At 72.6% G+C, this 23,752-nt stretch carries 20 protein-coding genes and 1 pseudogene; 11 read left to right on the top strand and 10 right to left on the bottom strand.

Features of this window, described 5'->3' with window-relative positions:
• Positions 1–120: 120 nt before the first annotated feature.
• The 4 genes from OG900_15315 to OG900_15330 form a co-directional block, all read right to left on the bottom strand.
• Positions 121–1,269: a hypothetical protein gene (locus OG900_15315; protein WUH91341.1), complete on the bottom strand. Its 1,149-nt coding sequence runs from the start codon at positions 1,267–1,269 to the stop codon at positions 121–123.
• A gap of 76 nt (positions 1,270–1,345) precedes the next feature.
• Positions 1,346–2,299: an N-acetylneuraminate synthase family protein gene (locus tag OG900_15320; protein ID WUH91342.1), complete on the bottom strand. Its 954-nt coding sequence runs from the start codon at positions 2,297–2,299 to the stop codon at positions 1,346–1,348.
• 49 nt (positions 2,300–2,348) lie between these two features.
• Positions 2,349–3,590, bottom strand: coding sequence for an acylneuraminate cytidylyltransferase (locus OG900_15325; GenBank protein ID WUH91343.1), 1,242 nt, complete (start codon positions 3,588–3,590; stop codon positions 2,349–2,351).
• Between the two features lie 112 nt (positions 3,591–3,702).
• A complete protein-coding gene (locus OG900_15330; protein ID WUH95771.1) occupies positions 3,703–4,965 on the bottom strand; it encodes a hypothetical protein in 1,263 nt (420 codons plus the stop codon).
• A gap of 221 nt (positions 4,966–5,186) precedes the next feature.
• Between OG900_15330 and OG900_15335 the strand changes: the two genes are divergently transcribed.
• Genes OG900_15335 through OG900_15345 form a run of 3 tightly spaced genes read left to right on the top strand, consistent with a single transcriptional unit; the run spans position 5,187 to position 8,820 of the window.
• On the top strand, positions 5,187–6,215 hold the full coding sequence (locus OG900_15335; GenBank protein WUH91344.1) for a glycosyltransferase: 1,029 nt from the start codon (positions 5,187–5,189) through the stop codon (positions 6,213–6,215).
• Positions 6,215–7,591: an alpha-2,8-polysialyltransferase family protein gene (locus OG900_15340; GenBank protein ID WUH95772.1), complete on the top strand. Its 1,377-nt coding sequence runs from the start codon at positions 6,215–6,217 to the stop codon at positions 7,589–7,591. Before OG900_15335 ends, OG900_15340 begins: the two co-directional genes overlap by 1 nt.
• Positions 7,588–8,820 (top strand): acyltransferase, encoded by a 1,233-nt coding sequence (locus OG900_15345; protein ID WUH91345.1) that lies wholly within the window; start codon positions 7,588–7,590, stop codon positions 8,818–8,820. Before OG900_15340 ends, OG900_15345 begins: the two co-directional genes overlap by 4 nt.
• Before the next feature lie 93 nt (positions 8,821–8,913).
• On the opposite strand, the gene OG900_15350 is transcribed toward OG900_15345, so the two are convergent.
• Positions 8,914–10,494, bottom strand: a complete 1,581-nt coding sequence (locus OG900_15350) for a methylmalonyl-CoA mutase family protein (GenBank protein WUH91346.1) — start codon at positions 10,492–10,494, stop codon at positions 8,914–8,916.
• Positions 10,495–10,707: 213 nt separating this feature from the next.
• Here OG900_15350 and OG900_15355 point away from each other — a divergent pair, with 213 nt between their 5' ends.
• Positions 10,708–11,625, top strand: a complete 918-nt coding sequence (locus OG900_15355; GenBank protein ID WUH91347.1) for a L,D-transpeptidase family protein — start codon at positions 10,708–10,710, stop codon at positions 11,623–11,625.
• A gap of 163 nt (positions 11,626–11,788) precedes the next feature.
• On the opposite strand, the gene OG900_15360 is transcribed toward OG900_15355, so the two are convergent.
• Together OG900_15360 and OG900_15365 are read right to left on the bottom strand one after the other, a co-directional pair.
• The gene (locus OG900_15360) at positions 11,789–12,718 is read right to left on the bottom strand and encodes a hypothetical protein (protein ID WUH91348.1); all 930 of its coding nucleotides are present in this window, start codon (positions 12,716–12,718) and stop codon (positions 11,789–11,791) included.
• Positions 12,719–12,727: 9 nt separating this feature from the next.
• Entirely contained in the window at positions 12,728–13,474 is a 747-nt protein-coding gene (locus OG900_15365; GenBank protein ID WUH91349.1) for an RNA polymerase sigma factor, read from the bottom strand.
• 144 nt (positions 13,475–13,618) lie between these two features.
• Here OG900_15365 and OG900_15370 point away from each other — a divergent pair, with 144 nt between their 5' ends.
• The 7 genes and pseudogenes from OG900_15370 (at position 13,619) to OG900_15400 (ending at position 19,679) form a co-directional block, all read left to right on the top strand.
• Positions 13,619–14,569 carry a DUF4253 domain-containing protein gene (locus tag OG900_15370; protein ID WUH91350.1) on the top strand — a complete coding sequence of 317 codons (951 nt, stop codon included), beginning with the start codon at positions 13,619–13,621 and terminating at the stop codon, positions 14,567–14,569.
• A 289-nt stretch (positions 14,570–14,858) separates the two neighbouring features.
• A pseudogene (locus OG900_15375) lies at positions 14,859–15,305 on the top strand (2-oxo-4-hydroxy-4-carboxy-5-ureidoimidazoline decarboxylase).
• A gap of 308 nt (positions 15,306–15,613) precedes the next feature.
• A complete protein-coding gene (gene sdhC / locus OG900_15380; protein WUH91351.1) occupies positions 15,614–15,994 on the top strand; it encodes a succinate dehydrogenase, cytochrome b556 subunit in 381 nt (126 codons plus the stop codon).
• Between the two features lie 3 nt (positions 15,995–15,997).
• A complete protein-coding gene (locus OG900_15385) occupies positions 15,998–16,477 on the top strand; it encodes a succinate dehydrogenase hydrophobic membrane anchor subunit (GenBank protein WUH91352.1) in 480 nt (159 codons plus the stop codon).
• A gap of 27 nt (positions 16,478–16,504) precedes the next feature.
• The gene (gene sdhA / locus OG900_15390) at positions 16,505–18,262 is read left to right on the top strand and encodes a succinate dehydrogenase flavoprotein subunit (protein WUH91353.1); all 1,758 of its coding nucleotides are present in this window, start codon (positions 16,505–16,507) and stop codon (positions 18,260–18,262) included.
• Positions 18,262–19,044: a succinate dehydrogenase iron-sulfur subunit gene (locus OG900_15395; protein ID WUH91354.1), complete on the top strand. Its 783-nt coding sequence runs from the start codon at positions 18,262–18,264 to the stop codon at positions 19,042–19,044. The genes sdhA and OG900_15395 overlap by 1 nt, the downstream gene beginning before the upstream one ends.
• 200 nt (positions 19,045–19,244) lie before the next feature.
• The gene (locus tag OG900_15400) at positions 19,245–19,679 is read left to right on the top strand and encodes a hypothetical protein (GenBank protein ID WUH91355.1); all 435 of its coding nucleotides are present in this window, start codon (positions 19,245–19,247) and stop codon (positions 19,677–19,679) included.
• A 23-nt stretch (positions 19,680–19,702) separates the two neighbouring features.
• Here OG900_15400 and OG900_15405 read toward each other — a convergent pair whose 3' ends face one another.
• The 3 genes from OG900_15405 to OG900_15415 all read right to left on the bottom strand — a co-directional run bounded on the left by OG900_15405 (position 19,703) and on the right by OG900_15415 (position 23,749).
• Entirely contained in the window at positions 19,703–20,818 is a 1,116-nt protein-coding gene (locus OG900_15405) for an aminoglycoside phosphotransferase family protein (protein WUH95773.1), read from the bottom strand.
• A gap of 79 nt (positions 20,819–20,897) precedes the next feature.
• Positions 20,898–23,357 carry a DUF4132 domain-containing protein gene (locus tag OG900_15410; protein ID WUH91356.1) on the bottom strand — a complete coding sequence of 820 codons (2,460 nt, stop codon included), beginning with the start codon at positions 23,355–23,357 and terminating at the stop codon, positions 20,898–20,900.
• The gene (locus OG900_15415; protein WUH91357.1) at positions 23,357–23,749 is read right to left on the bottom strand and encodes a hypothetical protein; all 393 of its coding nucleotides are present in this window, start codon (positions 23,747–23,749) and stop codon (positions 23,357–23,359) included. The genes OG900_15410 and OG900_15415 overlap by 1 nt, the downstream gene beginning before the upstream one ends.
• Between the last annotated feature and the right edge of the window lie 3 nt (positions 23,750–23,752).

Below are 23,752 nucleotides of genomic sequence, written 5' to 3' on the forward strand. Positions count from 1 at the left end.
GCGGGTCCAGGTGGCTGCCCCTTGCGGTGCGTTGCCCGCCTGCGGCCAGCCCAAGGGGCGGGAAAGAAGGCAACGCCACCGCAAGTGGCAATCACGTGACGCCTGGACGCTGACGGGCGGTCAGGACGACGGGGTGGCCGCCGGGGGCAGGTTGTGGAGGTCGCGGGCCGAGTGGGTGATGTCGGTCAGGAATGTGTGGGCGCGGGGCGCGGCGCCGGCCGTGAGCCAGGCCGGGTCGATGTCCACCACGGTGATGCTGACGCCCGTGCCGTCGAGGACGAGCGGCAGCGTGTGGACGACCGTCGACGGGAAGGACAGGACGCGGCGGCCCGTCGGCCCGCGGCGGGCGACGAGTTCGAGCGGGAGATCGGGGCGGACGATCTCCAGGCCGGTCTCGGCGGCCAGCCGGTGCAGCTTGTCCGGCGCCTCCTTGCGGTGGGCGAAATACCGCTTCGCCCCGTGGGCCGCGGCGAGTTCGGTGACCACCGACATGTAGTGGCCGGGGTCCACGACGCCCGTCTCGACCAGCGACGTCCCGATCAGGTCGGTGCCGTCGAGCACGCTCGGCGGCCCGAAGCGGCTGCGGGTCCACGCGAAGCGGTTGGTGCGCAGCGCCATGCCGGGCGGCGGTGTCGCGGGCATGGCGCTGAAGAGTTCGACGTGCCGCCGGCGGCCGGGGGTGAGCCGGCGCCGGGCGGCGGACGCGAAGATCCCGAAGGCGGCGTCCACCGGGGAGCGGCGCCGCCCGCTGCGGTGCCACCGCACCAGCCGGCCGCCTCGGGAGAGGATCTCGGTGAATTCCATCGTCGCGGTGCCGTCGTCCACGACGGTGAGCCGCTTGGCCCGGCACAGCGGCAGCAGTACCTGCACGAGCCGGGAGAACGGGTCGCCGATGACCAGCAGTTTGACGCGGATCAGCAGCGGCGCGAGTGCGATCGCCGTGCGCAGCAGCCCGCCGCGGCCGCCGCGGGCCTCGTACCAGCGGACGACCGCGCCCTCGTCGCGGGCGAGTTCGGCCATCCGCCGCAGTTGGCCGCGGCTGGTGGGGTCGGCGGGCGAGAGCACCACCACGGTCAGCGGCAGCGCGGCCGGCTCCCGTACGGCGGCGCCGTCGTGGGCGCGGCCGTCACGGGCGGCGGGGATCGCGGGCGGATGTATGTGCGCCCACTCCAGGACGTTGAGCAGCTGAACGGGTGACTCGACCAGCGCTACGGCCCCGGTGCCCGGTTGGGGCGTCGGGAGGGTGCCGGAGGCGGGGGTGTCGGTCATCGACTCGTTCCTTGTCCTCACTCGTGGTCGTCCTGGTGCTTCCTGCGGTCTCCGCCGCCCGTAGCGTGTCCGCGGATCAGACGGACGCGGTCTCCGAGGCGGCCTCGGCGGCCTCGGTCTCGGCGACGACGCCGGCGACGCGGCGCAGCTTCTTCATCGGGCCCAGCTCGCCGTCGTAGACCTTCTTGACGCCGTCGCCGAGGGAGGTCTCGATGATGCGGATGTCGCGGACCAGCCGCTCCAGGCCGGTCGACTCGACCGAGGCGGCCTGGTCGGAGCCCCACATGGCGCGGTCGAGGGTGATGTGCCGCTCGACGAAGACGGCGCCGAGCGCGACGGCGGCCAGCGTGGTCTGCAGGCCGACCTCGTGGCCGGAGTAGCCGACGGGGACGTTCGGGTACTCGTTCTGCAGGGTGTTGATCATCCGCAGGTTGAGCTCTTCGTGCTTGGCCGGGTAGGTCGACGTGGCGTGGCAGAGCACGATGTTGTCGCTGCCGAGCACCTCGACGGCGTGCCGGATCTGCCGGGGCGTCGACATGCCGGTGGACAGGATGACCGTGCGGCCGGTGGCGCGCAGCGCGCGCAGCAGGTCGTCGTCGGTCAGGCAGGCGGACGCGACCTTGTGCGCGGGCACGTCGAACTTCTCCAGGAAGGCGACGGACTCGACGTCCCACGGGGAGGCGAACCAGTCGATGCCGCGCTTGCGGCAGTATTCGTCGATCGAGCGGTAGCCGGCCTCGTCGAACTCCACGCGGTGGCGGTAGTCGATGTACGTCATCCGGCCCCACGGGGTGTCCCGCTCGATCTCCCACTGGTCGCGCGGGGTGCAGATCTCCGGGGTGCGCTTCTGGAACTTGACCGCGTCGCAGCCCGCGGCGACGGCCGCGTCGATGAGGGCGAACGCGTTCTCCAGGTCGCCGTTGTGGTTGATGCCGATCTCGCCGGTCACGTACACGGGCTGGCCGTTGCCGATGTGGCGGGAGCCGACCGGGCGGAGATTGGAGGGGAGGGAAGCGAGAGGAGAGGTCACGGGGGAGTTCCTTACGGTGTTCGGGACTGACGGGGGTGAGGTGGCCGGGTCAGCGGGCCAGAGTGGGGCCGAGCAGCCACGCGGCGATCTCGCGGATCGCGCCGTGGCCGCCGTCGGCCGTGGTGATCGCACGGGCAGCGGCCCGCACGACGTCATGGGCCCCCGCGACGGCGACGGGCCAGCCGACCAGGCCGAAGCACGGCAGGTCGTTGACGTCGTTCCCGGCGTAGAGCACCCGCTCGGGCGCGATGCCGTTCTCCTCGCACCACTGCTTGAGCGCGAGGTCCTTGCGGTCGATGCCGTGCAGGACGGGGACGTTGAGCTTCCTCGCTCGGGCGGCGACGACCGGGTTGGTCTCGGTGGACAGGATGAGGACGGGAAGTCCCGCACGGCGCAGGGCCGCGATCCCGAGCCCGTCACCGCGGTGCACGGTGACGGCCTCATGTCCGTCCGAATCGATCAGCACCCGGTCGTCGGTCTGGGTGCCGTCGAAGTCCAGTACGACCGCGTCGACGTCGTCGCGGGTCGGGGTGGCCGCTGTCGGGTCGATCAGCGGGGCCAGGGCGCGGGCGCGCTGGAGGTCGGCGGGCTCGTCGATCTCCAGCACCTTCGCGGGATCGGTGCGGACCAGGGCGGTGCGCCCGAAGAAGCGGTGGCCCGCGGCGCGGAAGCCGGGGGCGCGCATGGCGTAGGCGGCGCCGGTCTCCAGCAGGTCCTGCGGGCGGTCCTGGCGGCGCGGGCGGGTGGCCTTGTCGTGGTTGACGCCGTAGGCGGAGCCGCTCTCGGCGACGTCCTCGGCCGGCTCGCGCCAGATGAAGCCGTGGAAGGGGGCGACGGTGTGGGCGGTGTCGGCGCCGCCGTCGACCACCGCGGCGACGACGCCGTCGATCTCGTCGGAGGTGATGAAGGGGCTGGTGCACTGGACCAGCAGCACCACGTCGGTGCTGTCGGCGGACATCGCCTCGTGGGCGTCCATCGCGTGCAGCACCGCGGCCTCGCTGGTCGCGGTGTCGCCGGCGATGGCGACCGGGCGCAGCACGACCTCGGCGCCGGCGGTGCGGGCCGCCTCGGCGATCGACGGGTCGTCCGTCGAGACCACCACGGCGGTGACGCGGCGGGCCCGTACGCAGGCCCGTACCGCCCGCGCGACCAGCGGCACGCCGCCGACCGGCGCCAGGTTCTTCCCGGGCACGCCCTTGGACCCGCCGCGGGCGGGGATGACGGCCAGCACTCTGGCCCCGGCGCGCTCCGTCTCCGCCGTTCCCGCCGGCGGGCGCTGCGTCTCACTCATCGGGTGACTCCTGTCCTACGTGCGGCTCTTGTGCGGCGCCCCTCCGGGGAGGGGGCGCCTGACGGGCGTGCGGCCTTGTGGCGGCCGGCGCCTCCGGGGGCGCGGAAGCGGGTCACAGCTGGCCCCAGCGGCGGATGGTCGGGGCGACGCGCTGGACTCCCTGCCGGTAGGCGGTCCTGGCGGAATTGCGGACGAATTCGCGGACGGCCTGGCGGACCGGGCCCGCCTCGCGGGGCGCGAAGCCGGCGACGGGCTCGCCCTTGGGGGTGAGGCCGTGGCGGGCCAGGATGGCGGGGAGGTAACCGGGTGCGGTGCGCAACGTGTAATAAGGGGCCAGCGCCGGGAGTTCGGGCAGGTCGAGCAGCGCGGTCACCCGGCCGCGCAGGGCGGCGTAGGGGGCGCTGCCCGCGACGCCGTGGGTGGCGGTCCACTCCTCGGAGGCCTGCGGCAGGCGCCCGTCGTCCAGCTCGTCCCACGAGGCGTAGCAGCCGGAGCCCAGGAAGTGGTGGTTGCCCAGCGACTCGCGGATGCCGAGGTCGGTGAGGACCGCTGTGGGGATGCCGCGGTGCAGCGACTCCAGTGCCGCGGTGGAGCTGACGGTCACCATCAGGTCGGTGCGGTCGAGGACCTCGGCCATGTTGCCGTAGACCAGGCGCAGGTTGGGCGGCGGATCGAGGGTGGCGACCAGCTTCTGGTAGGGCTGCTCCTCGATGTGGGTGGTGTGCTCGCCGGGCTTGCTGCGGAGCTTGACCAGCACCTCGCGCGACGGGTGCAGCCGGGCGTGGCCGACGGCGCGGCGCAGCAGGTGCAGCCGGTCGGCGCGGCTGTCGGGCACCGAGGGCTGGACGGCGAAGGTGACGGTGAAGGGCCGGTCGTCGCCGGTCCGGTAGGGCTCGCCGCCCAGGAAGGGCAGCGCGGTCTCCACGATGCTGCCGGTGCGGTAGCCGACGCCGTCGTAGACGTCCCTGAACCGCCGTGCGTCGTCCGCGCTGTTGGCCAGGACGACGTCCGCGCCGGCCCGCAGCAGCAGCCCGTCGGCGAGCTTCTCGTAGACCACGCCGACGTATCCGGTCACGACGACCGGGCGGCGCTCGCGGCCCTCCCATGCGCGGGACAGGCCGTGCAGCAGCGCCTGGACGGTGCCGCCGACGCAGGAGACGACCAGGACGTCGCAGGTCCCCGCGTGGATCTCGGCCAGCAGTTCGGCCATGGTCGACTCGGCCATCGAGTCGGCGGGGATGCCGAGTTCGGCGAGCTGCCGCGGGGTGGGGGTGGCCCGGCCGCGCAGCAGCCGGGCGTCGAGGCGGGCATCGGGGTCGATTCGGCGCGCGGTCAGCGCACCCCACTTCCACCGGGTGTCCGAGTCGGCGATCACCGTGACCCGCAAGGGCCCTGTCTTACGTTCTGGCACACGCCGACAGTAGGAAGCAGGCGGGTGGAACGCGCTAATCGCAGGACAACAGGAGGTAAACAGAATGCCGCTACTTCGCGAGTATTCCCGCGCGTCGGCCACATCATCCGCTGGCCATTTTCCGTTTACCCAAACGTTCCCCTCCCGCCCATCATGCCGCGATGCGACACCTTAGGATTCGGCGGGTGTTCAAGCTCTCCGTCATCGTGCCCTTTTTCAATGTGCAGTCTTTCGTGCCAGACGCACTGCACAGCCTCCGGGCCAACGCCCGCCCGGATTACGAGTTCCTGCTGATGGACGACGGTTCGACCGACCGGACGCCGCAGCTGCTGGAAGAAGGGGTACGCACGCTCCCCGGAGCACGCATCATCCGCCGCGAGCACACCGGTGTCTCGGCGCTTCGCAATGCCGGCATCGACGAGTCACGCGGGCGCTACGTGACGTTCATGGACGGCGACGACTGGTACGCGCCGGGCTACCTGCCGCAGCTGGTCGCGGCGATGGACGACCTGGACGTGGACTTCGTCCGCACCGACCACCTCAAGTGCACCGGCAGCACCCGCAACATCATGCGGGCCCCGCACGGCCGCCGCAACGCGGTGCTCGACCCGCGCGACACCGTGCTGCCCGCCGACCGGCCCGCGCTGGTCGACTACGCCTACTGCTGGGCCGGCGCCTTCCACCGGCGCATCGTCGACAAGGGCATCGTCCACTTCCCGACCGACCTGCGCACCGCCGAGGACCGGCCGTGGACCTGGCAGCTGCACCTGGGCGCCGAGAGCTGCGCGGTGGTCAACCTGATCGGGGTCCACTACCGGCGCGGGGTCACCACCTCGCTCACCCAGATCAGCGACGAGCGCCAGCTGGACTTCATCCGCGCCTCCGAGCGGATCTTCTCGATGCTGGCGAACGACAAGGACGGCGAGCGCTTCCTGCCCAAGGCCGTCCGACAGTTCTGCGCGCTGATCGTCTTCCACCTCGACCAGATCGACCGCTTCGAGCCGGCGATGGCCCGCCGGCTGAAGTCGTCCTGCGCCGCCGCGCTCGGCCGGCTGCCGTCCGACGTGCTGGCCGGGGTGCTCGACTCGATGGACCTGGAGCGCAGTTCGAAGATCCGCCGGCTGCGCTGGCGCTTCGGCGGCAGGTCGGAGGTGCCCGATCCGGAGATCGGGGTGCCGGACAACGCCGGCACTCCCGGAGCGGTGGTCGCGTGATGGCCGCCACCCGCAGGCACACCCAGCTGCTGCTCGCCTCCACCCTCTACGGCGCCGCCACGCTCGCCGCCGCGATCGACGCGGGCGCGCTGCCCGCCGCCGACCGCCGCGTGCTGGTGGTCAGCAACAACTCCGGCGTGCCGGAGACCACGGAAAGCCTCGACCAGGCACCGGGTTTCGGCGCGCTGCGCAGCCGCTTCGACCAGGTGGTGTCCTGGAACGAGGCCATCTCCCCCCTGCACCCCGGCGGTTGGCAGCCCAGCGCCGACGAGGTGCCGATGTGGGAGCGCTACTTCCGGATGGTGTGGGCGCTCGGCGACGACGAAGTCGACCTGGTCGTGGAGTCGTTGCAGGTCGCGCCCGCGCTGTCCTTCGCGCAGGTCTTCCTCGGCTCGCCGATCTCCGTCTACGCCGACGGCCTGATGTCGTACGGCCCGACCCGCAACAAGCTCGGGCTGCTGGTCGACACCAGGATCGACCGGCTGCTGCACCTGGACCTCGTCCCCGGCCTCGAACCGCTGCTGCTCACCGAGTTCGGGGTGCCCTCGCAGATCGTGCCGGGCGCCGAATTCACCAAGGTGCTCGCCGAGGTCGCCGAGGCGGCCGGCGACGCGGGCGGCGACGCCCTGGACGAACTGCCGCAGAATGCCGCGCTGCTGCTCGGGCAGTACCTGTCGGCGCTGGGCATACTCAGCGCCGAAGAGGAGGAGCAGCTGCACCTGTCGATGGTGCGCGGCGCCGTCGCACTCGGCCACAAGAAGATCGTCTTCAAACCGCACCCGACCGCACCCGCCCACTGGACCGAGCCGCTCACGGCCGAAGCCGCCGCGCTGGGCGCCGAGTTGACGGTGCTGAACACCCCGGTGCTGGCCGAGGTGGTCTACCAGAAGGCGCGTCCCGCGCTGGTGGCCGGCTGCTTCTCCACCGCGCTGCTCACCGCGTCGGTGCTCTACGGCATCCCGGTGGCCCGCACCGGCACCAGGCTGGTGCTCGACCGCCTGGTGCCCTACCAGAACAGCAACCGGGTGCCGGTCACCATCGTGCACGCGACGCTGCCCGACCTGGCCGACCCCGCCGCCGTACGCGGCTGGTCGCCGCCGTCGCCTGAGCAGGTCGCGGCGGAGCTGACGCCGCTGCTGCACACCGTCGGCTACTGCATGCAGTCCCAGGCCCACCCGCGGCTGCGGGACGGGGCCGCGGCCTGGCTCAGCGCGAACCTGACCGCGGAGACCTGGCCGTACTTCAAGCGGCGGCGGCTGACGTCGCTGGCGTTGCCCGGCGCCGTCCCGGCCCGGCTCGCGTTCGTGCCCCGCAACCGCACCGTCCGCCGGGTCGCCCGCCGCGCCCGCGCCCTCAAGAAAGCGGCTCTCGGATGAGTCTGCACGTCCCCGACTCGGCCGGTCAGGCCACGGACTCGATCCCCCGGCCCGGCGCCGAGCCGGAAGCCGCCCCCGGCGCGCAGCCCGAGGCGCTGCCGAAGCCGCCCGCGGAGGCCGCCGCCGCGGTCCGCCCGCGCGGCCGGCTGCGCGCCCTGGACGGGCTGCGCCTGGTGGCCGCGCTGATGGTGGCCTTCTACCACTACGCCGGGCAGGACGGCATAGTCGCCGGCGCCTGGGGGGAGACGCCCCGCGACATCTGGCCGCAGGCGTCCTCGATGTTCAACTACGGCTGCCTGGGCGTCGAGTTGTTCTTCGTCATCAGCGGCTTCGTGATCTGCATGAGCGGCTGGGGCCGCACCGTGAAGGACTTCACGATCTCCCGCATCACCCGGCTCTACCCCGCCTACTGGGCGGCGCTGATCATCTCCACCGTGGTCTACGTGCTGGCGGACTACAAGCGCATCCCGAACACCGACCTGCTGGTCAACTTCTCCATGCTCCAGATGCCGCTCGGCGCGCACCGCGTGCTCGGCGTGTGCTGGACGCTGTGGGCGGAGATGCGCTTCTACGTCCTCTTCGCGCTGGTCATCGTGTGGCCGGGGGCGACCAGGAAGCGGGTGCTGCTCTTCTGCGGCCTGTGGATGCTCGCCGCGGTCTACGCGGACGCCTCCAACGCGTCGTCCTTCATCAAGGTCGCGCTGATGCCCGAGTACGCCCCCTACTTCATCGGCGGCATGGGCCTCTACCTGATCTACCGCTTCGGCCACGACGCGGTGTCCTGGGGCATCGTGATCTGCGCGTTCCTGATCGGCCAGCGCTACGCGGTCGCCGCGAACACCGTCGGCAAGCACGTGCACGTCTTCCACCACCGCACCCCGACCGGGGTGACCCTGGTGGTCTTCCTGTCCTTCCTCGCGGTGGCCCTGGTCACCCTGGTGCCGCGGATCGCCGCGATCAACTGGCGCTGGCTGACCACCGCGGGCATCCTGACCTACCCCTTCTACCTGATCCACGAGCACGTCGGCTGGGTCACCATCGACCAGTTCGTGCACCACACCAGCCTGCCGGACAACGTCATCCTGCCGCTGACCATCCTGGTCATGCTGGGGGTGGCCTGGGTGGTGCACCTGTCCGTGGAGCGCACGGTGGCGCCGCTGCTCAAGCGGGTGCTGAACCGCTCGCTCACCGCGGCGGCCCTGTCCGCCGAGAAGCCGGTACGGCACTGAGGCGCGGTCCGGCGCCGGGCACAGCCCTGCGCTGAGCCCCATGCACGGCGGGCGGGTCACCGGTGAGTCCCCGGTGGCCCGCCCGCCGGCGTGTCAGAAGGCGTCGGTGGGCACGTAGGTGCCCCACACCTCGCGCAGCGCGTTGCAGACCTCGCCGACCGTGGCGCGCGCCCTGAGCGCGTCCCTCATCGGGTAGAGCACGTTCTCGGTGCCCGCTGCGGCCTTCTGCAGCGCGGACAGCGCCGCGTCGACCGCGTCCTGGTCGCGGGCGTCCCGCAGGGCGCCGAGCCTGGCGGCCTGCTGGGCCTCGATCGCCGGGTCGACCCGCAGCGGCTCGTAGGGCTCCTCCTCGTCCAGCTTGAAGCGGTTGACGCCGACGACGACCCGCTCGCCCGCGTCGGTCTCCAGGGCGATGCGGTAGGCGTTCCGCTCGATCTCGCCCTTCTGGAAGCCGTGCTCGATCGCCGCGACCGCACCGCCCAGCTCCTCGACCTTCGCCATCAGTTCGACGGTGGCCGCCTCGACCTCGTCGGTCATCGCCTCCACCACGTAGCTGCCCGCGAAGGGGTCCACGGTGGCGGTGACGTCGGTCTCGTAGGCCAGCACCTGCTGGGTGCGCAGCGCGAGCCTGGCCGACTTGTCGGTGGGCAGCGCGATGGCCTCGTCGAAGGAGTTGGTGTGCAGCGACTGCGTGCCGCCGAGTACCGCGGCCAGGCCCTGGACGGCGACCCGTACCAGGTTGACCTCGGGCTGCTGCGCCGTCAGCTGCACCCCGGCGGTCTGGGTGTGGAAGCGCAGCATCAGCGACTTGGGATTCCTCGCGCCGAACTCCTCGCGCATCACCCGCGCCCAGATCCGCCGGGCCGCCCGGAATTTCGCGACCTCTTCCAAGATCGTCGTGCGGGACACGAAGAAGAACGAGAGCCGCGGTGCGAAATCGTCCACGTCCATACCCGCGGCGACCGCGGTGCGGACGTATTCGATCCCGTCGGCGAGCGTGAAGGCGATCTCCTGCGCGGGCGAGGCGCCGGCCTCCGCCATGTGGTAACCGGAGATCGAAATGGTGTTCCACTTCGGGATCTCCGCCTTGCAGTAGGCGAAGATGTCGGCGATCAGCCGCAGCGACGGCTTGGGCGGGAAGATGTACGTCCCCCGCGCGATGTACTCCTTCAGCACGTCGTTCTGGATGGTGCCGGTCAGCTGCTCGGCGGGCACGCCCTGCTCCTCGCCGACGAGCTGGTAGAGCAGCAGCAGGAGGGCGGCGGGCGCGTTGATCGTCATCGAGGTGGACACCTTGTCCAGCGGGATGCCGTCGAAGAGCACCAGCATGTCGTCGATCGAGTCGATGGCGACCCCGACCTTGCCGACCTCGCCGTGCGCGATGGCCGCGTCCGAGTCGTGGCCCATCTGGGTGGGCAGGTCGAAGGCGACGGACAGGCCCATGGTGCCGTTGGCGATCAGCTGCTTGTAGCGCGCGTTGGACTCCGAGGCGGTGCCGAACCCGGCGTACTGCCGCATCGTCCACGGCCGTCCGGTGTACATCGACGGGTAGACCCCGCGGGTGAAGGGATAGCCGCCGGGCTCCCCCAGCTTCTGCGCCGGGTCCCAGTCGCGCAGCGCCTCCGGGCCGTAGACCGGCTCGATCGGCAGGCCGCTTTCCGACTCGCGCGTCATGCTTCACGCCTCCGCAGTGCTGGTGGGGTGGGATAGAGGGGGGCTCCCGCCACGGACTGTAGCGGCGGGCGTGCACGCGGTGCAGCGCGGCGGGCTGGGACCTTCCTCACAGTCGGCCGTCCGCCCCCGTGTCTCCACCATGCGTGCCGCAACCGCACGCGCCGGAAACGTGTCTAGTGGTTCACAGGGGCCGACTCAGGGGGATGGAGAACGATGTCGACAAGGACCAGGGGCAGACGGCGGGTCTCGGTGACCGTGGCCGCCGCCGGCGCGGCGATCGCCATGGCGGTGCTCGCCGCGTGCGGCCCGCAGGACACCGGGGCCGACCCGAAGCCGCCCGCGGCCACGACCACCGCGGGCACGACCGAGCCGGCCACCGGCAGCGCGGACCCGACCACCGCGCCTGCCACGACCGAACCGGCCACCACGCCGCCGACCACCGCGGCCAGGCCTTCCGCACCGCCGACGACGAAGGCGCCCGCCAAGCCGCCGGTCGAGCCCGCCGTCATGAAGGTCGGCGCGAGCAGCGCCCAGGTCCGCGAGCTGCAGGCCAGGCTCGGCCAGCTGCGCCTCTTCTCGCAGAACCCGACCGGCTACTACGGCACCGTCACCCAGCACTCGGTGAGCGACTTCCAGGAGCGGCACGGGCTCGGCTCGACCGGCAGCGTCAGCCAGGCCACCTGGTCCAAGCTGCGGTCACTGACCCACCAGCCCACGCACAAGGAGCTGTACCCGCCGGTCCCGGCCAAGCCGGCCGGCAAGCTGGACCCGCGCTGCATGACCGGCCGCGCGCTGTGCGTCAGCAAGACCAGCCGCACCCTGTCGTGGGTGGTGGACGGCAAGGTCCAGGCCACCATGGACGTCCGCTTCGGGTCGCAGTACACCCCGACCCGTGAGGGCCTCTTCCATGTGAATTCCAAGAGCCGCGACCACGTCTCGACGATCTACCACACGTCGATGCCGTTCGCGATGTTCTTCAGCGGCGGCCAGGCGGTCCACTACTCGTCCGACTTCGCCGCCCGCGGCTACGCCGGCGCGTCCCACGGCTGCGTGAACGTACGGGACAAGGCCGCGATCTCGAAGCTCTTCGACGAGGTGCGTGTCGGCGACAAGGTCGTCGTCTACTGGTGACCCGCCCTCGGGCAAGGGACCCACGGGGAGGGAGCGCGGCCGGGCAGGGGGAATGCGCCCGGCCGCGCTCCGTGGTACCCGAACCCGATACGGGGAGAACCGGGATCAGGGGGCCGATGACCAGTCGGCCTTACTCCCTACAGCGCACGGACTGTCAGAAGTGTCACCTGCCCCGGGCACGTAACGCGGGGCGCCGCCCGTGGCGGCTGTGGCGGGGGCCGCCGGTGCCGTGCCCCTTTTCCACCCTTTCCGCCGACTGCGGCTTGCTGATCCGGCCGCTGCCCGCACGGCTCGCCGGAGGCACGTGGCGCCCGGCCTTCTGGTCCTTGCCGGCCGAGCGCCCGTAGCCGCTGCCCCGGCCCGATCCGTAGCCGTGGCCGAAGCCCTGGTGGCCGAAGCCGTGCCGGTGCTCGTCGGCGCCGCCGTGCACCGGCGGCGCCGGCGGGGCGGCCGGCGCCGCGGGGCCGCTGCTGTCGCGCCGCCCCGGGCCCGCCGTCCAGGGCCCGGCCGTGCCGCCGTCGGGCGACACCGCCGCGGGCGGCCTGGTGTCCAGCGGCCCGGTCCCCGCGCCTGACCCCGGTGTGAACGACCGGGCGGCCGCCGCCATCCCCACCGCCACCCCGCCGATCGCCAGCGCGGAGACCACGGCGGCGGCCATCACCCGCGGGCGCCGCACGGCGAAGGCGGTGCGCAGCACGGCCAGCGGCCCGCCGCGGGATCCGGCGGCCGCGGCCACCCCCACGGCGAGAGCCGTACGCAGCACCGTCAGCGGGCCGCGGTGCGCCCCCGCCGGTCCGTCGGGGGTGTCGGCCCGTCCCGCGGCCGCGCTGCGGAAGGCGGCGAGGGCGGCGGCCTCCCGGGCCGGGTCGAGCGGTGCGTGGCCGTCGCGGGCCGCGGCCAGCAGGCGGACGAGGCGGTCGGCGGGCACGGTGGGCGGGGCGCAGGACGCGGCGCCGGACAGCAGGACCTCGGCGGTGCGGGCGTCGGGCCAGGTCCCGGCGCGGGGCGCGGCGGCGTAGTGAGGCGGGTGGGAGTGCCGGGCCGGGTGGGGCGGGTCCGTGGATGCGGCTTCGCGTCGAGTGTTGTCGCTCATCCCACTCCCTCAGAGCGCTTTGGACGCGGAAAACGTCACATCCGCGTGCGGCCGGTCCGCGGGCCGCTGCTGGGAGACCGCGCCGGGGGCGTCGCCGTACCCGGCCGCGCGGTCGTCCCCGCGCTCCGTCCGGTCCGTTCGCTCCATGCGGTCCGTCCGGTCGGCGGAGTCGCCGGGGTCCCCGTGGTCGTACTCCAGGATCTCGGCGAGCCGTCGCAGCCCGCGGTGCGTGGCCATTCTCACCGATCCGGCGCGCTTTCCGAGCACTCGCGCAGCACTGGTCGAATCGAGCCCCATCACCACCCGCAGCAGCACCGCCTCCGCCTGCTCGCGCGGCAGCGCCGCGATCGCCGCCAGCGCCCGGTCGGTGGCGACCGCGTCCAGCGCCTCGCCCGCCGTGTCGGCCCGGTCCGGGAGCTGGACGAGGTCGTCCACCCCGCCGCCGTTCACCGGCCGGCGGCTGCGGGCCCTGATGTGGTCGAGCGCCCGGTTGCGGGCGATCCTGGCGGCCCAGCCCCTTATCGAGCCGCTGCCGGTGCGGTAGTTGGGCAGGTCGCGGGCGATCTGGAGCCAGGCCTCCGACGCCACGTCCTCGGCGTCCGCCGGCCCGACCAGGCTGCGGACGTAGTTCAGCAGCTGCGGCTGGACAGCACGGTAGACGGTACGGAACGCGGTGTCGTCGCCCCGCTGCGCCGCGCCGACCGCGGCCTCCAGAGACTCGTGCAATTCCACGTCGGGCCCCACCCCCTCGAACACACGGCCAATCCTGCCTCATGAGCGGCAGTGACACTTTTGGTCTGGGATACGCAGTACAAGTCGGCGGCCGGGGACGCTCCTGTGGGGGGAGGCGGCCCCCGGCCGTCGTCACTTCTCGTGTGCCCCGCCAAGGAGCATTCCTTCATGTCCGTGGCCCGCCTCCCCGACGGCCTCCCCCCAGGGCGGCTGATCGCCGGTTCCTCACCGGGGCTGTGGATCAGCGAGGAGCCCGTCGTCGCGCCCGGCGGCCTGTGGGCCTCCTGCCACGCCCAGCACCGCGCCACCGGCTGGCACCCCGTGCTGATGGCCTGGCCCTGCGCCCACGGCCACGGCCACCGGTCGGCGGAGATCGACACCGTGGACGTGGCCGAGTCGCTGCACGAGTCGTGGCTGACGTACCGCCAGACCGCGTTACCTCCTCCGGCACACCGGGGCGCCGGCGACCCGGCCCCGCATCCGGGCCTCACCGACCCGGCGCCGCACCACGGCCAGGGCGACCCCGCGTCGCACCACGGGCTCGCGGACCTCGCCGACCTCGCCGGGCACCCGGCCCTCGCCGACCTCAGCGACCTGACGGAACTCGCCGCCCAGCTCGGCTTCGCGGGGCCGCCGGACCCGAGGGACACCTCCGCCCGGCTCGGCCTGGCGGGCCCGCCGTACACCCGCTGGCCCGGACTCGCCGCACCCTCGGAGCCGCACCCGGGCCCGTCGCCGGACGCGGTGGCGCGAGCCGGCGTCGGCCAGATGCTGCACTACTTCACGACCCGCTTCACCGCGTATGTCGCGCTGGCGCGGGTGGACCGCAGCGCCGACCTGCCCGCCGCGGTGGGCTGGGACGCGGACGCCCCCGCGCTGGAGCTGTCCGCGCTGCTGCGCAGCTGGGAGGACCGCTTCGGCGCCCGGGTCATCGGCTTCGAGGGCTCGTCGGTCTTCGTGTCGGTGGCCTCTCCCCCGCTGACCTCCCGGCACGCGGCACACGTCGCCCTGGAGCACGTCCTGACCGGCGCGTCGAACCTGAACGACGGGACCTTCCCCTTCCCCGACTACGCGGAGGCGCTGCGCGGCGAGCGGCTCTGGTCGTTCTGGTGGGACTGAGGGACCGGCGGACCGGCGGACAGCCGTAGGGACAGAGCGGCGTACCGGCGTACCGGTCGACTCGCGACGCGCCCGGCCGCGGGGGTCGGCCAGGTCAACACCGGGCCGACCCTTGGCTCCGTACGGGTGAAGTTCGCACACCTGCCTGCGCTGTTCGAACCGGCCGCGCCTACAGTGGAGTTCTCCCCCGCCGAATCCGCCGTACGGGGATGCCGTGCGGCCGTCCCACCACGACCCTGGAGCCCCGCTGCTGCCCAGTGACACCGCGTCCGACGCTCCGCCGTCCCCGCTGACGCGGCTCAACCACGCGCCGCCCACCGCCGCCGAGACGGCGCTGCTGGCCTGCTGCGGCAGCCACCGGTGGGCGCGGCGGGTGGCCGCGCACCGCCCGTATCCGACCGTCGAGGCGCTGCTGGCCGCGGCGGACGAGGCGGCGTACGACCTGACGCCCGGCGATCTCACCGAGGCGCTGGCCGGCGAGGCGACCACGGCGCTGGCCGACCGCGGCGGCCTGACCGTGCACACCGCGCTGCGCGCCGCCCACGCGCACTACGAGGCGAAGTTCGGCCACGCCTTCATCCTCGCCCTGGACGAGCGCACCGCCGCCGACCCGGGCGCGGCCCTGGACCAGACCCTGGCCAGCCTGCGCGAGCGGCTCGGGCACGACGAGGACGAGGAGCGGGTGGTCACCGCCGAGCAGCTGCGCCGGATCTGCCGCACCCGGCTGGTCCGGCTGGCCGGCGGACCCGCGGGATCGGCGGGACCGACCGGTCCCGCAGGGCTCACGGGACCCGCGGGACCCACAGGTTCCGCTTCCGGTGGCACAGGGACGACCAGCGGCGACGGGCATACGGACCAGTCCGTGCGGGCATTCGAGCCGCCCCGTTCACCCGACCGTGCGGGATCGATCACACCTGGCCTACCCCGCGGTACCGACCCCGTATCGCGTCGCTACGATGGCCGGGGCCGGTGGACCGTACCCGGCCGGGCGTGACCGACACCCCTAGCCGGCACCCCTCGCCCCGCTCCCGGAGGGTTTTTTCCGTGCCGGCTGGAACGCTTTACCGCGGCCGGGAAGGCATGTGGTCGTGGGTGGCTCATCGAGTCACCGGTGTCCTCATCTTCTTCTTCCTGTTCGTGCATGTCCTCGACACCGCCCTGGTGCGGGTCTCCCCCGAGGACTACGACAAGGTCGTCGCCACCTACAAGACCCCGATCGTCAGCCTGCTGGAGTACGGCCTGGTCGCCGCGATCCTCTTCCACGCGCTGAACGGCCTGCGGATCATCGCCGTCGACTACTGGACCCAGGGCCCGCGCTACCAGAAGCAGATGCTCTGGACCGTGGTCGGCCTGTGGATCCTGCTGATGCTCGGCGCGATCTACCCGGTCCTGGGCCACGCCGCACGAGTCCTGTGGGGGAACTGATCCATGTCCACTGACGTCTCCGACGCCGTCGAGCTGACCGGCTCCAGCGTCGTCCCGTTCAGCCCGGAGAATCCCGCGCCGGTCATCGAGCCGCCGCGGGCCCGCACCAAGCGCACCCCGCGCGGCGGCCGCACCAACTTCGAGATGTACGGCTGGCTGTTCATGCGGCTGTCCGGTGTGGTGCTCGTCGTGCTGGTCCTCGGCCACCTGCTGATCCAGCTGGTGCTCGACGGCGGTGTGCAGAAGGTCGGTTTCGCCTTCGTCGCCGGCCGCTGGGCGTCGCCGTTCTGGCAGTACTGGGACCTGGCCATGCTGTGGCTCGCGATGCTGCACGGCGGCAACGGCCTGCGGACCGTCATCAACGACTACGCCGAGCAGGCCAACACCCGCGTCTGGCTCAAGACGCTGCTGTTCACCGCAGTGGCGTTCACCATCGTGCTCGGCTCGCTGGTGATCTTCACCTTCGACCCGAACATCCGCTAAGCCAGGGCTGGACAGGGAAAGCGACCCATGCAGATCCACAAGTACGACACCGTCATCGTCGGCGCGGGCGGCGCCGGTATGCGCGCCGCCATCGAGGCCACCAAGCGCAGCCGCACCGCCGTCCTGACCAAGCTCTACCCGACCCGGTCCCACACCGGCGCCGCCCAGGGCGGCATGGCCGCCGCCCTCGCGAACGTCGAGGAGGACAACTGGGAGTGGCACACCTTCGACACGATCAAGGGCGGCGACTACCTGGTCGACCAGGACGCCGCCGAGATCCTGGCGAAGGAGGCCATCGACGCGGTCCTCGACCTGGAGAAGATGGGCCTGCCGTTCAACCGGACGCCCGAGGGCCGGATCGACCAGCGCCGCTTCGGCGGCCACACCCGCAACCACGGTGAGGCCGCGGTCCGCCGGGCGTGCTATGCCGCCGACCGCACCGGTCACATGATCCTCCAGACGCTTTATCAGAACTGCGTCAAGGAGGGCGTGGAGTTCTTCAACGAGTTCTACGTACTCGACCAGCTGCTCACCGAGGTCGACGGCGTGCAGCGGTCCGCCGGCGTGGTGGCGTACGAGCTGGCCACCGGCGAGATCCACGTCTTCCAGGCGAAGGCCGTGATCTACGCGTCCGGCGGCACCGGCAAGTTCTTCAAGGTGACCTCCAACGCGCACACCCTCACCGGCGACGGCCAGGCCGCCGTCTACCGGCGCGGGCTGCCCCTTGAGGACATGGAGTTCTTCCAGTTCCACCCGACGGGCATCTGGCGCATGGGCATCCTGCTGACGGAGGGCGCCCGCGGTGAGGGCGGCATCCTCCGCAACAAGGACGGCGAGCGCTTCATGGAGAAGTACGCCCCCGTCATGAAGGACCTGGCCTCGCGCGACGTCGTCTCCCGGGCGATCTACACCGAGATCCGCGAGGGCCGCGGCTGCGGTCCCGAGGGCGACCACGTCTACCTCGACCTGACCCACCTGCCGCCGGAGCAGCTGGACGCGAAGCTGCCGGACATCACCGAGTTCGCCCGCACGTACCTGGGCATCGAGCCCTACACCGACCCGATCCCGATCCAGCCCACCGCGCACTACGCCATGGGCGGCATCCCCACCAACGTCCAGGGCGAGGTGCTGCGCGACAACACCACCGTCGTCCCCGGCCTCTACGCGGCCGGCGAGGTCGCCTGCGTGTCCGTGCACGGCGCGAACCGGCTCGGCACCAACTCGCTGCTCGACATCAACGTCTTCGGCCGCCGCTCCGGCATCGCCGCCGCGGAATACGCCCACGCCAACGACTTCGTGCCGCTGCCCGAGGACCCGGCCGCCCAGGTCGAGGCCCAGGTCGAGCGGCTGCGCTCGGCCACCGGCAGCGAGCGGGTCGCGGAGATCAGGCGCGAGCTGCAGGAGTGCATGGACGCCAACGTGATGGTCTTCCGCACCGAGCAGACCATCAAGACCGCCGTCGAGAAGATCGGCGAGCTGCGCGAGCGCTACCTGAGCGTGTCCATCCAGGACAAGGGCAAGCGGTTCAACACCGATCTGCTGGAAGCCGTCGAGCTGGGCAACCTGCTCGACCTCGCCGAGGTCATGGCCGTCTCCGCGCTGGCCCGCAAGGAATCCCGCGGCGGCCACTACCGCGAGGACTTCCCCACCAGGGACGACGTCAACTTCATGCGGCACACGATGGCCTACCGCGAGGTGGACGACACGACCGGCGCCGAGTCGATCCGCCTGGACTACAAGCCGGTCGTGACGACCCGCTACCAGCCGATGGAGCGTAAGTACTGATGAGCACCCCGAACTCTCCGACGCTGGACAAGCACTCGTCCGCCCTGGACGCCGCCGAGGCCTCCGCGTCCCACCTGATCACCGTCACCCTGCGGGTCCGGCGCTTCAACCCCGAGGTCTCCGACCAGGCCGAATGGGTCGACTACCAGCTGCCGATCGACCCCAAGGAGCGCGTCCTGGACGCCCTCCACAAGATCAAGTGGGAGATCGACGGCACCCTCACCTTCCGCCGCTCCTGCGCCCACGGCGTCTGCGGCTCCGACGCGGTCCGCATCAACGGCCGCAACCGCCTGGCCTGCAAGACCCTGATCAAGGACATCAACCCCGAGAAGCCGATCACGGTCGAGCCCATCAAGGGCCTCACCGTCCTCAAGGACCTCGTGGTCGACATGGACCCCTTCTTCCAGGCCTACCGCGACGTGATGCCCTTCCTCATCACGACGGGCAACGAGCCCACCCGCGAGCGCCTCCAGTCCGCCGAGGACCGTGCGCGCTTCGACGACACGACCAAGTGCATCCTCTGCGCCGCCTGCACCTCGTCCTGCCCGGTCTACTGGAACGACGGCCAGTACTTCGGCCCCGCGGCCATCGTCAACGCCCACCGTTTCATCTTCGACTCGCGCGACGAGGGCGGCGAGCAGCGCCTGGAGATCCTCAACGACAAGGACGGCGTCTGGCGCTGCCGCACCACCTTCAACTGCACGGACGCCTGCCCGCGCGGCATCGAGGTGACCAAGGCGATCCAGGAGGTGAAGCGAGCGCTCATCACGCGCCGCTTCTGATCCCCCTCCCGTCCCGAAGGCCCGCCCCCTCGTCCAGCGAGAGGGCGGGCCTTCGCGGTTTCAGCGGGTCGCGGCGGCCGCCGGGGCGCTGAATGCGCGGTGTGGGCGGGCTGAAAGCGGGCGGCGGCAAGCTCTGGTCCAGAAGGAAACGGCGCGAGCCCCGCCCGGGGGCCGCGAAGATCCCGAGGAGCACACAGCCCATGTCCGCCACCTCCACCTCCACCTCCACCACCCTCGCCCTCACCGACCAGGACAAGCTCACCCTGCGCACCGCCGCCTACGGGGCCGTCTCCCTGATGGCCGCCGCCGACGCCGCCGGCTCGCCGCACAAGGCCGCCAAGCACGGCTCCATCGCCCTGGCCACCGCGACCGGTCCGGTCGGGCACGTCCTCGCCGAGCGGTCGCGCATCGGAGACCTCGGCGGCAGGTCCACCGCCGAACTCGCCGACCGCGTCCTGCCCGCCCTCACCGCGACCATGAGCCTGCTCGCCGAGCAGTCCCCCGCCGAGGCCGACAACTTCCGCGGGACCGTCATCACCGCCATCACCACTGCCGCCGACACCCGCAAGGGCGGACCCACCCCCAGCGTCATCGAGATGACCCGCAAGATCACCGCGGCCCTCGACGCCGCCTGACCGCGCCGGAGGGGCTCCCTGCCCTACGGGCGGTCGGCCGGCACCGCGCCGAGGGCGGGCCAGCGGGCGAGCATCCGCTCGCGGAAGCTCGACGTGAGGGTGCTCGTGCCGGACAGGGCGGGGTGGCCGGCGGTCAGCCGGCCCACCACCGCCAGCCGGTGCGCGAGCCGCTCGCGGGCGGTCACGGTGCCCCAGGTCCAGTCCTCGGCGGGGAGGCGGGACAGGTGGTCGGTGCCGTCGCGATGGGCGCGCTCGACCAGGGCGTCGCCCCTGATCAGCCACCCGGCACACGCGTCGGCAAGGCCCAGGCCGAGGTCGGCGTCGCGGCCGGGGTGGGGGCCGGAGTCGGGGTCGGCGTCTCGGCCGCGGCTCTGATCGGAGTCGGGGCCGCGCCCGAGGAGGTCCGTGCCGGTCTCCTCGCGCCAGGTCGCCAGATACGCCGCCTCCGCCCGCTCAAGCAGCGCCGCCGGGGCGGCGGTGACGCACCAGCAGGTGGGGAAGCCGATGCGGAGGTAGGCGAGTTCGACCAGGCCGCTGCCCCAGGACGCCTGCTCGAAGTCGATGAACCGGACGCCGTCTGCGGTGTGCAGGTCGTTGCCGGGGCAGGGGTCGCCGTGCAGCAGGGCGTGGCCCGGGGCCTCGGCGAGGCGGTGGACGAGGGCGTCGAGTTCGGCGGGCACGCCGGGCGGGACGGGGGCGCCGAGCCGGTCGGCGAGGCGGAGGAAGGCGTCGGCGTCGGAGCCTTCCGGGCCCTGCCAGCGCGGCAGGATGCCCGTGGCCTCCGGGCCCGCGGAGGCGTGCAGGCGCGCGAGCCCGGTGGCGTAGTCGACGATCCAGTCGGCTGACGGCCGCCGGTCCTCCACGCGTTCCAGCACCATGACCCGCGCGTCCGGGTCGGTCCCCAGCAGCGCCGGCACGACGGGGGCCTTGGCGCGCAGGGCCAGCCGTATCGCCGCCACCTCGCGGTCGTACCGCTCGGCGGCTTCGTGGCCGCCGACGATCTGCTTGACGACCGCGGGCCCGGCGCCCAGCTCGACCCGCCAGACCCGCGAACGCGGACTGCTGCCCAACCGCCGCGCCCGCCGCGGCGGACCGAGCGTGTCCCGCAATCCGTCCCCGAACGGCAACCGCCTCGGCAACCGCACCGGCACCCCCTCCCTCGCCCCGAACGCGTCAAGTCCCGCACCCCGTAAACCCACCGTACCGACAGGCGTGCCGTCACAGCTGGCTCAGGATCGTCCGATCGGTGATCTCGGTGTCCCGGGCCAGCATCAGCGCCTTGCTCAATATCAGCGTGAGCGTCCTGTCCCCCTCGAAGGGCAGGTAGCCGTCGTAGACCACGCCGGGCGCGGACTTCGGGACGATGCACAGATACCGGTCGTGCGGCGCGATCAGGATGTTCCCCGACCCGAGATGGATCTTGTACGTGTGCAGGTCGCCGCGCACGTGCAAGAAGCGGTCCCGCACGCTGCACCGGTCCGCTATGGCGAGCCTCGGTATGAGACGGCTGAGCAGGTCGCGGCGTCCCTGGGCGGTCTGGGTGAGGTCGCCGAAGCCGTAGGACTCCCAGTAGGCGCGGTAGCGGCCCTCGGGCCCGCCGTCCTGCCAGGTCGGGTCGTTGCCCACGCTGGCTACGCCGACGAAGAGGTCGACGTCCCGCAGGACTTCGCTGAGGACCAGCGCGGGGACCTCGCTCAGCTTCACCGCCTCCGGGGGCGCCCCGGCGCCGGTGAAGCTGTATCCGCCGCCGCTCGCATGGCCGTGGCTGACCTCCGCGTCGATCGGGTAGAAGCGGACCTGGTCGGTGGCCAGGTAGAGGTAGCTGCCGGAGCCGGTCGTCTCGTCGCTCGCGCCCTCGACCCGGAATTCGGCCCGCAGCCCCCACTGCGGCAGCTCGCGGGACGTCGGCGGGTAGGTGTCGTCCACGCAGAGCCGCAGCACGTCGGTCCAGCCGCGGACCGCGGCGAGCGAGTGGAACTGGTGCTGGCGCAGGATGTGCGCGGCGAACCGGTTGGAATACCCGCCCGTGCCGCGCTCGGCGTCCGTCAGCAGATACACCTCGCGGTGGGCCTGCTTGAACGGCTGGGTGATCCGGTGCCGTTCGAGCCAGTCGCGCCATGCGACGACCTCGGCGGGCTCGCGGTCCACCGGATGCCACAGCTCGACGGCGGCCCCGGGCCCGGCGGCGACGGGCGCGTCCGCGAGGGTGCGCAACTCCCCGTCGGCATAGCCGCAGGGGGTCCCGTCGACCGTCCACAGCAGGCGGCGGGCGAGGGTGCCGACCAGCGGGTGGTCGAGGACGCGCTCGCGCCAGGCGGCATGAGCCCACTGCCTGCGGGCCAGGAACTGCCGGTCGAGCCGCTCCGCCTGGGCGGTGAGCATCCGGTCGATGTCCTTGGCCGCGGCCTTCAGCTCGGCGACCTCCTCCGGGTGGTCGCGCTTGACGGCCGCGGGGATGGCCTTGACCTCCTTGCCCGCCGGATTGCGCCAGCTCAGCACCGCCTTGCCGGCCCGCACCGCCAGCTCGCCGTGCTCGTGCCGCAGCAGGCCGACCTCGGTGAGGCCGTAGGCGGGCACCGCCAGCTCCTCGACCTCCTCCCGGCTCAGGCCGAGGGCGGCGGCCCGCGTCTCCAGGGCCAGGTCGAGCTGCTTGCGGGTGCCGCGGAAGGTCACCCGGGAGGCCAGCCGGGCGATCTCCCCGAGCGCCGCCTCGCCTTCGCAGCGGGACAGCGCGACCACTCCGGCATTGGCGAGCTTGGGATTGCGCGGGCCCAGACCGGGGACCTTGCGCAGCGCCATGTCCACCAGCGCGCCCAGCGCCCGTGCGACAGCGGGGTGCGGCGGCAGCAGCGAGAGCAGCCAGGCCATTCCGCGCAGCGCGTTGGCGTTGTAAGGGTCGAGCTGCGCGTCGGGGTCGGGGCTGTGGTGCAGCCCCACGAACGGGATGGTCCGCGGCCGCCCGGCCAGCGACAGCCAGTGCACCGCCTTGTCCCGCACGGCGTCGCTTCCGATCCGCTCGATCAGCGCCGCCGCGTCCTTCTCCCAGCGGGCGGACGGCTTCACAGAGGTCGCGGTGGCGGCCAGCCGCAGCAGCCGCGGCCAGGGCTCGCCGAGCAGTGCGGCGGTCGCCAGCGCGTCGTCGGCCCACTCCTCGCCGGGATTGAGCGGCGGGCCCGCGAGCTTCTTGACCACGGTCGCCAGGCCGCCCGAGGGAGGGGCGCCGAGCACGGTCCTGCGCAGGGTGGCCACGACGGCGGGCGGCAGGTCACGGCCCGCTGCGGTCTCCGCGTCGACCAGCCGGGCGAGCCAGTCGTCGTACCAGACGGAGAAGTGGTCGCCCACCTCGGCGAGCCACCCGGAGCGCTCGTCGGCGAGCGGGTCGACGCCGAGGCCGCGGCCGGCGCGGGCCGCGAGCAGCAGCAGGCCGTAGCAGGCGTCGCGATCCCGTCCCGCGTCCTTCTCCAGCGCCCGGTAGCGGTCGACCCAGTGCGCCACCAGCTCACGCCGCTGGTCCGGCGTCAGACCGTCCACCACGTCGAGCAGTTTGGCCGCGTAGTCCCCCGACCTGCCCCGCGTCGTACGGTCGAAGGCCTGGGCGAGCCGGTCGGCCAGCCCTTCGACATCCCCGGCGGCCGCCAGCCGCCGCACCGCCGCCACGTGCTCCCCCGGCGTGGCCATCAGCCACCCACCAGCGGCACGAGCTTGAGGAAGACGACCTCGGTGCCGGCCGGTAGGTCGACCTCGTCGTCCAGCTTCTCGACCTGCCGGTCGGCGACCAGCAGCAGGAAGCCGTTGCGCCCGAAGGCGTCGAGCGCCAGCTCGCACTGCCGCTCGGGGTCGAGGCGGCGCGGGGTGCGCAGCCGGTAGCCGTTGAGCACGCTCTCCGCGTCGGTCGGCTGGACGAGGCCGCGGTAGACCTCGGGCTCCCGCGCGTTGTAGTCCGCCACTTCCCGGAGGACCCGGTGCCGGATCAACTCCCGGGCGCTGAGCCGCTCCTCCGTGAACTCCAGCCCCCAGGAGTCACGGGTCTCCCCTGATGTCGTCTCGTCGACGAAGGTCACCATTCCCATGAC

It is taken from the genome of Streptomyces sp. NBC_00433 (assembly GCA_036015235.1).
Lineage (GTDB): Bacteria > Actinomycetota > Actinomycetes > Streptomycetales > Streptomycetaceae > Actinacidiphila.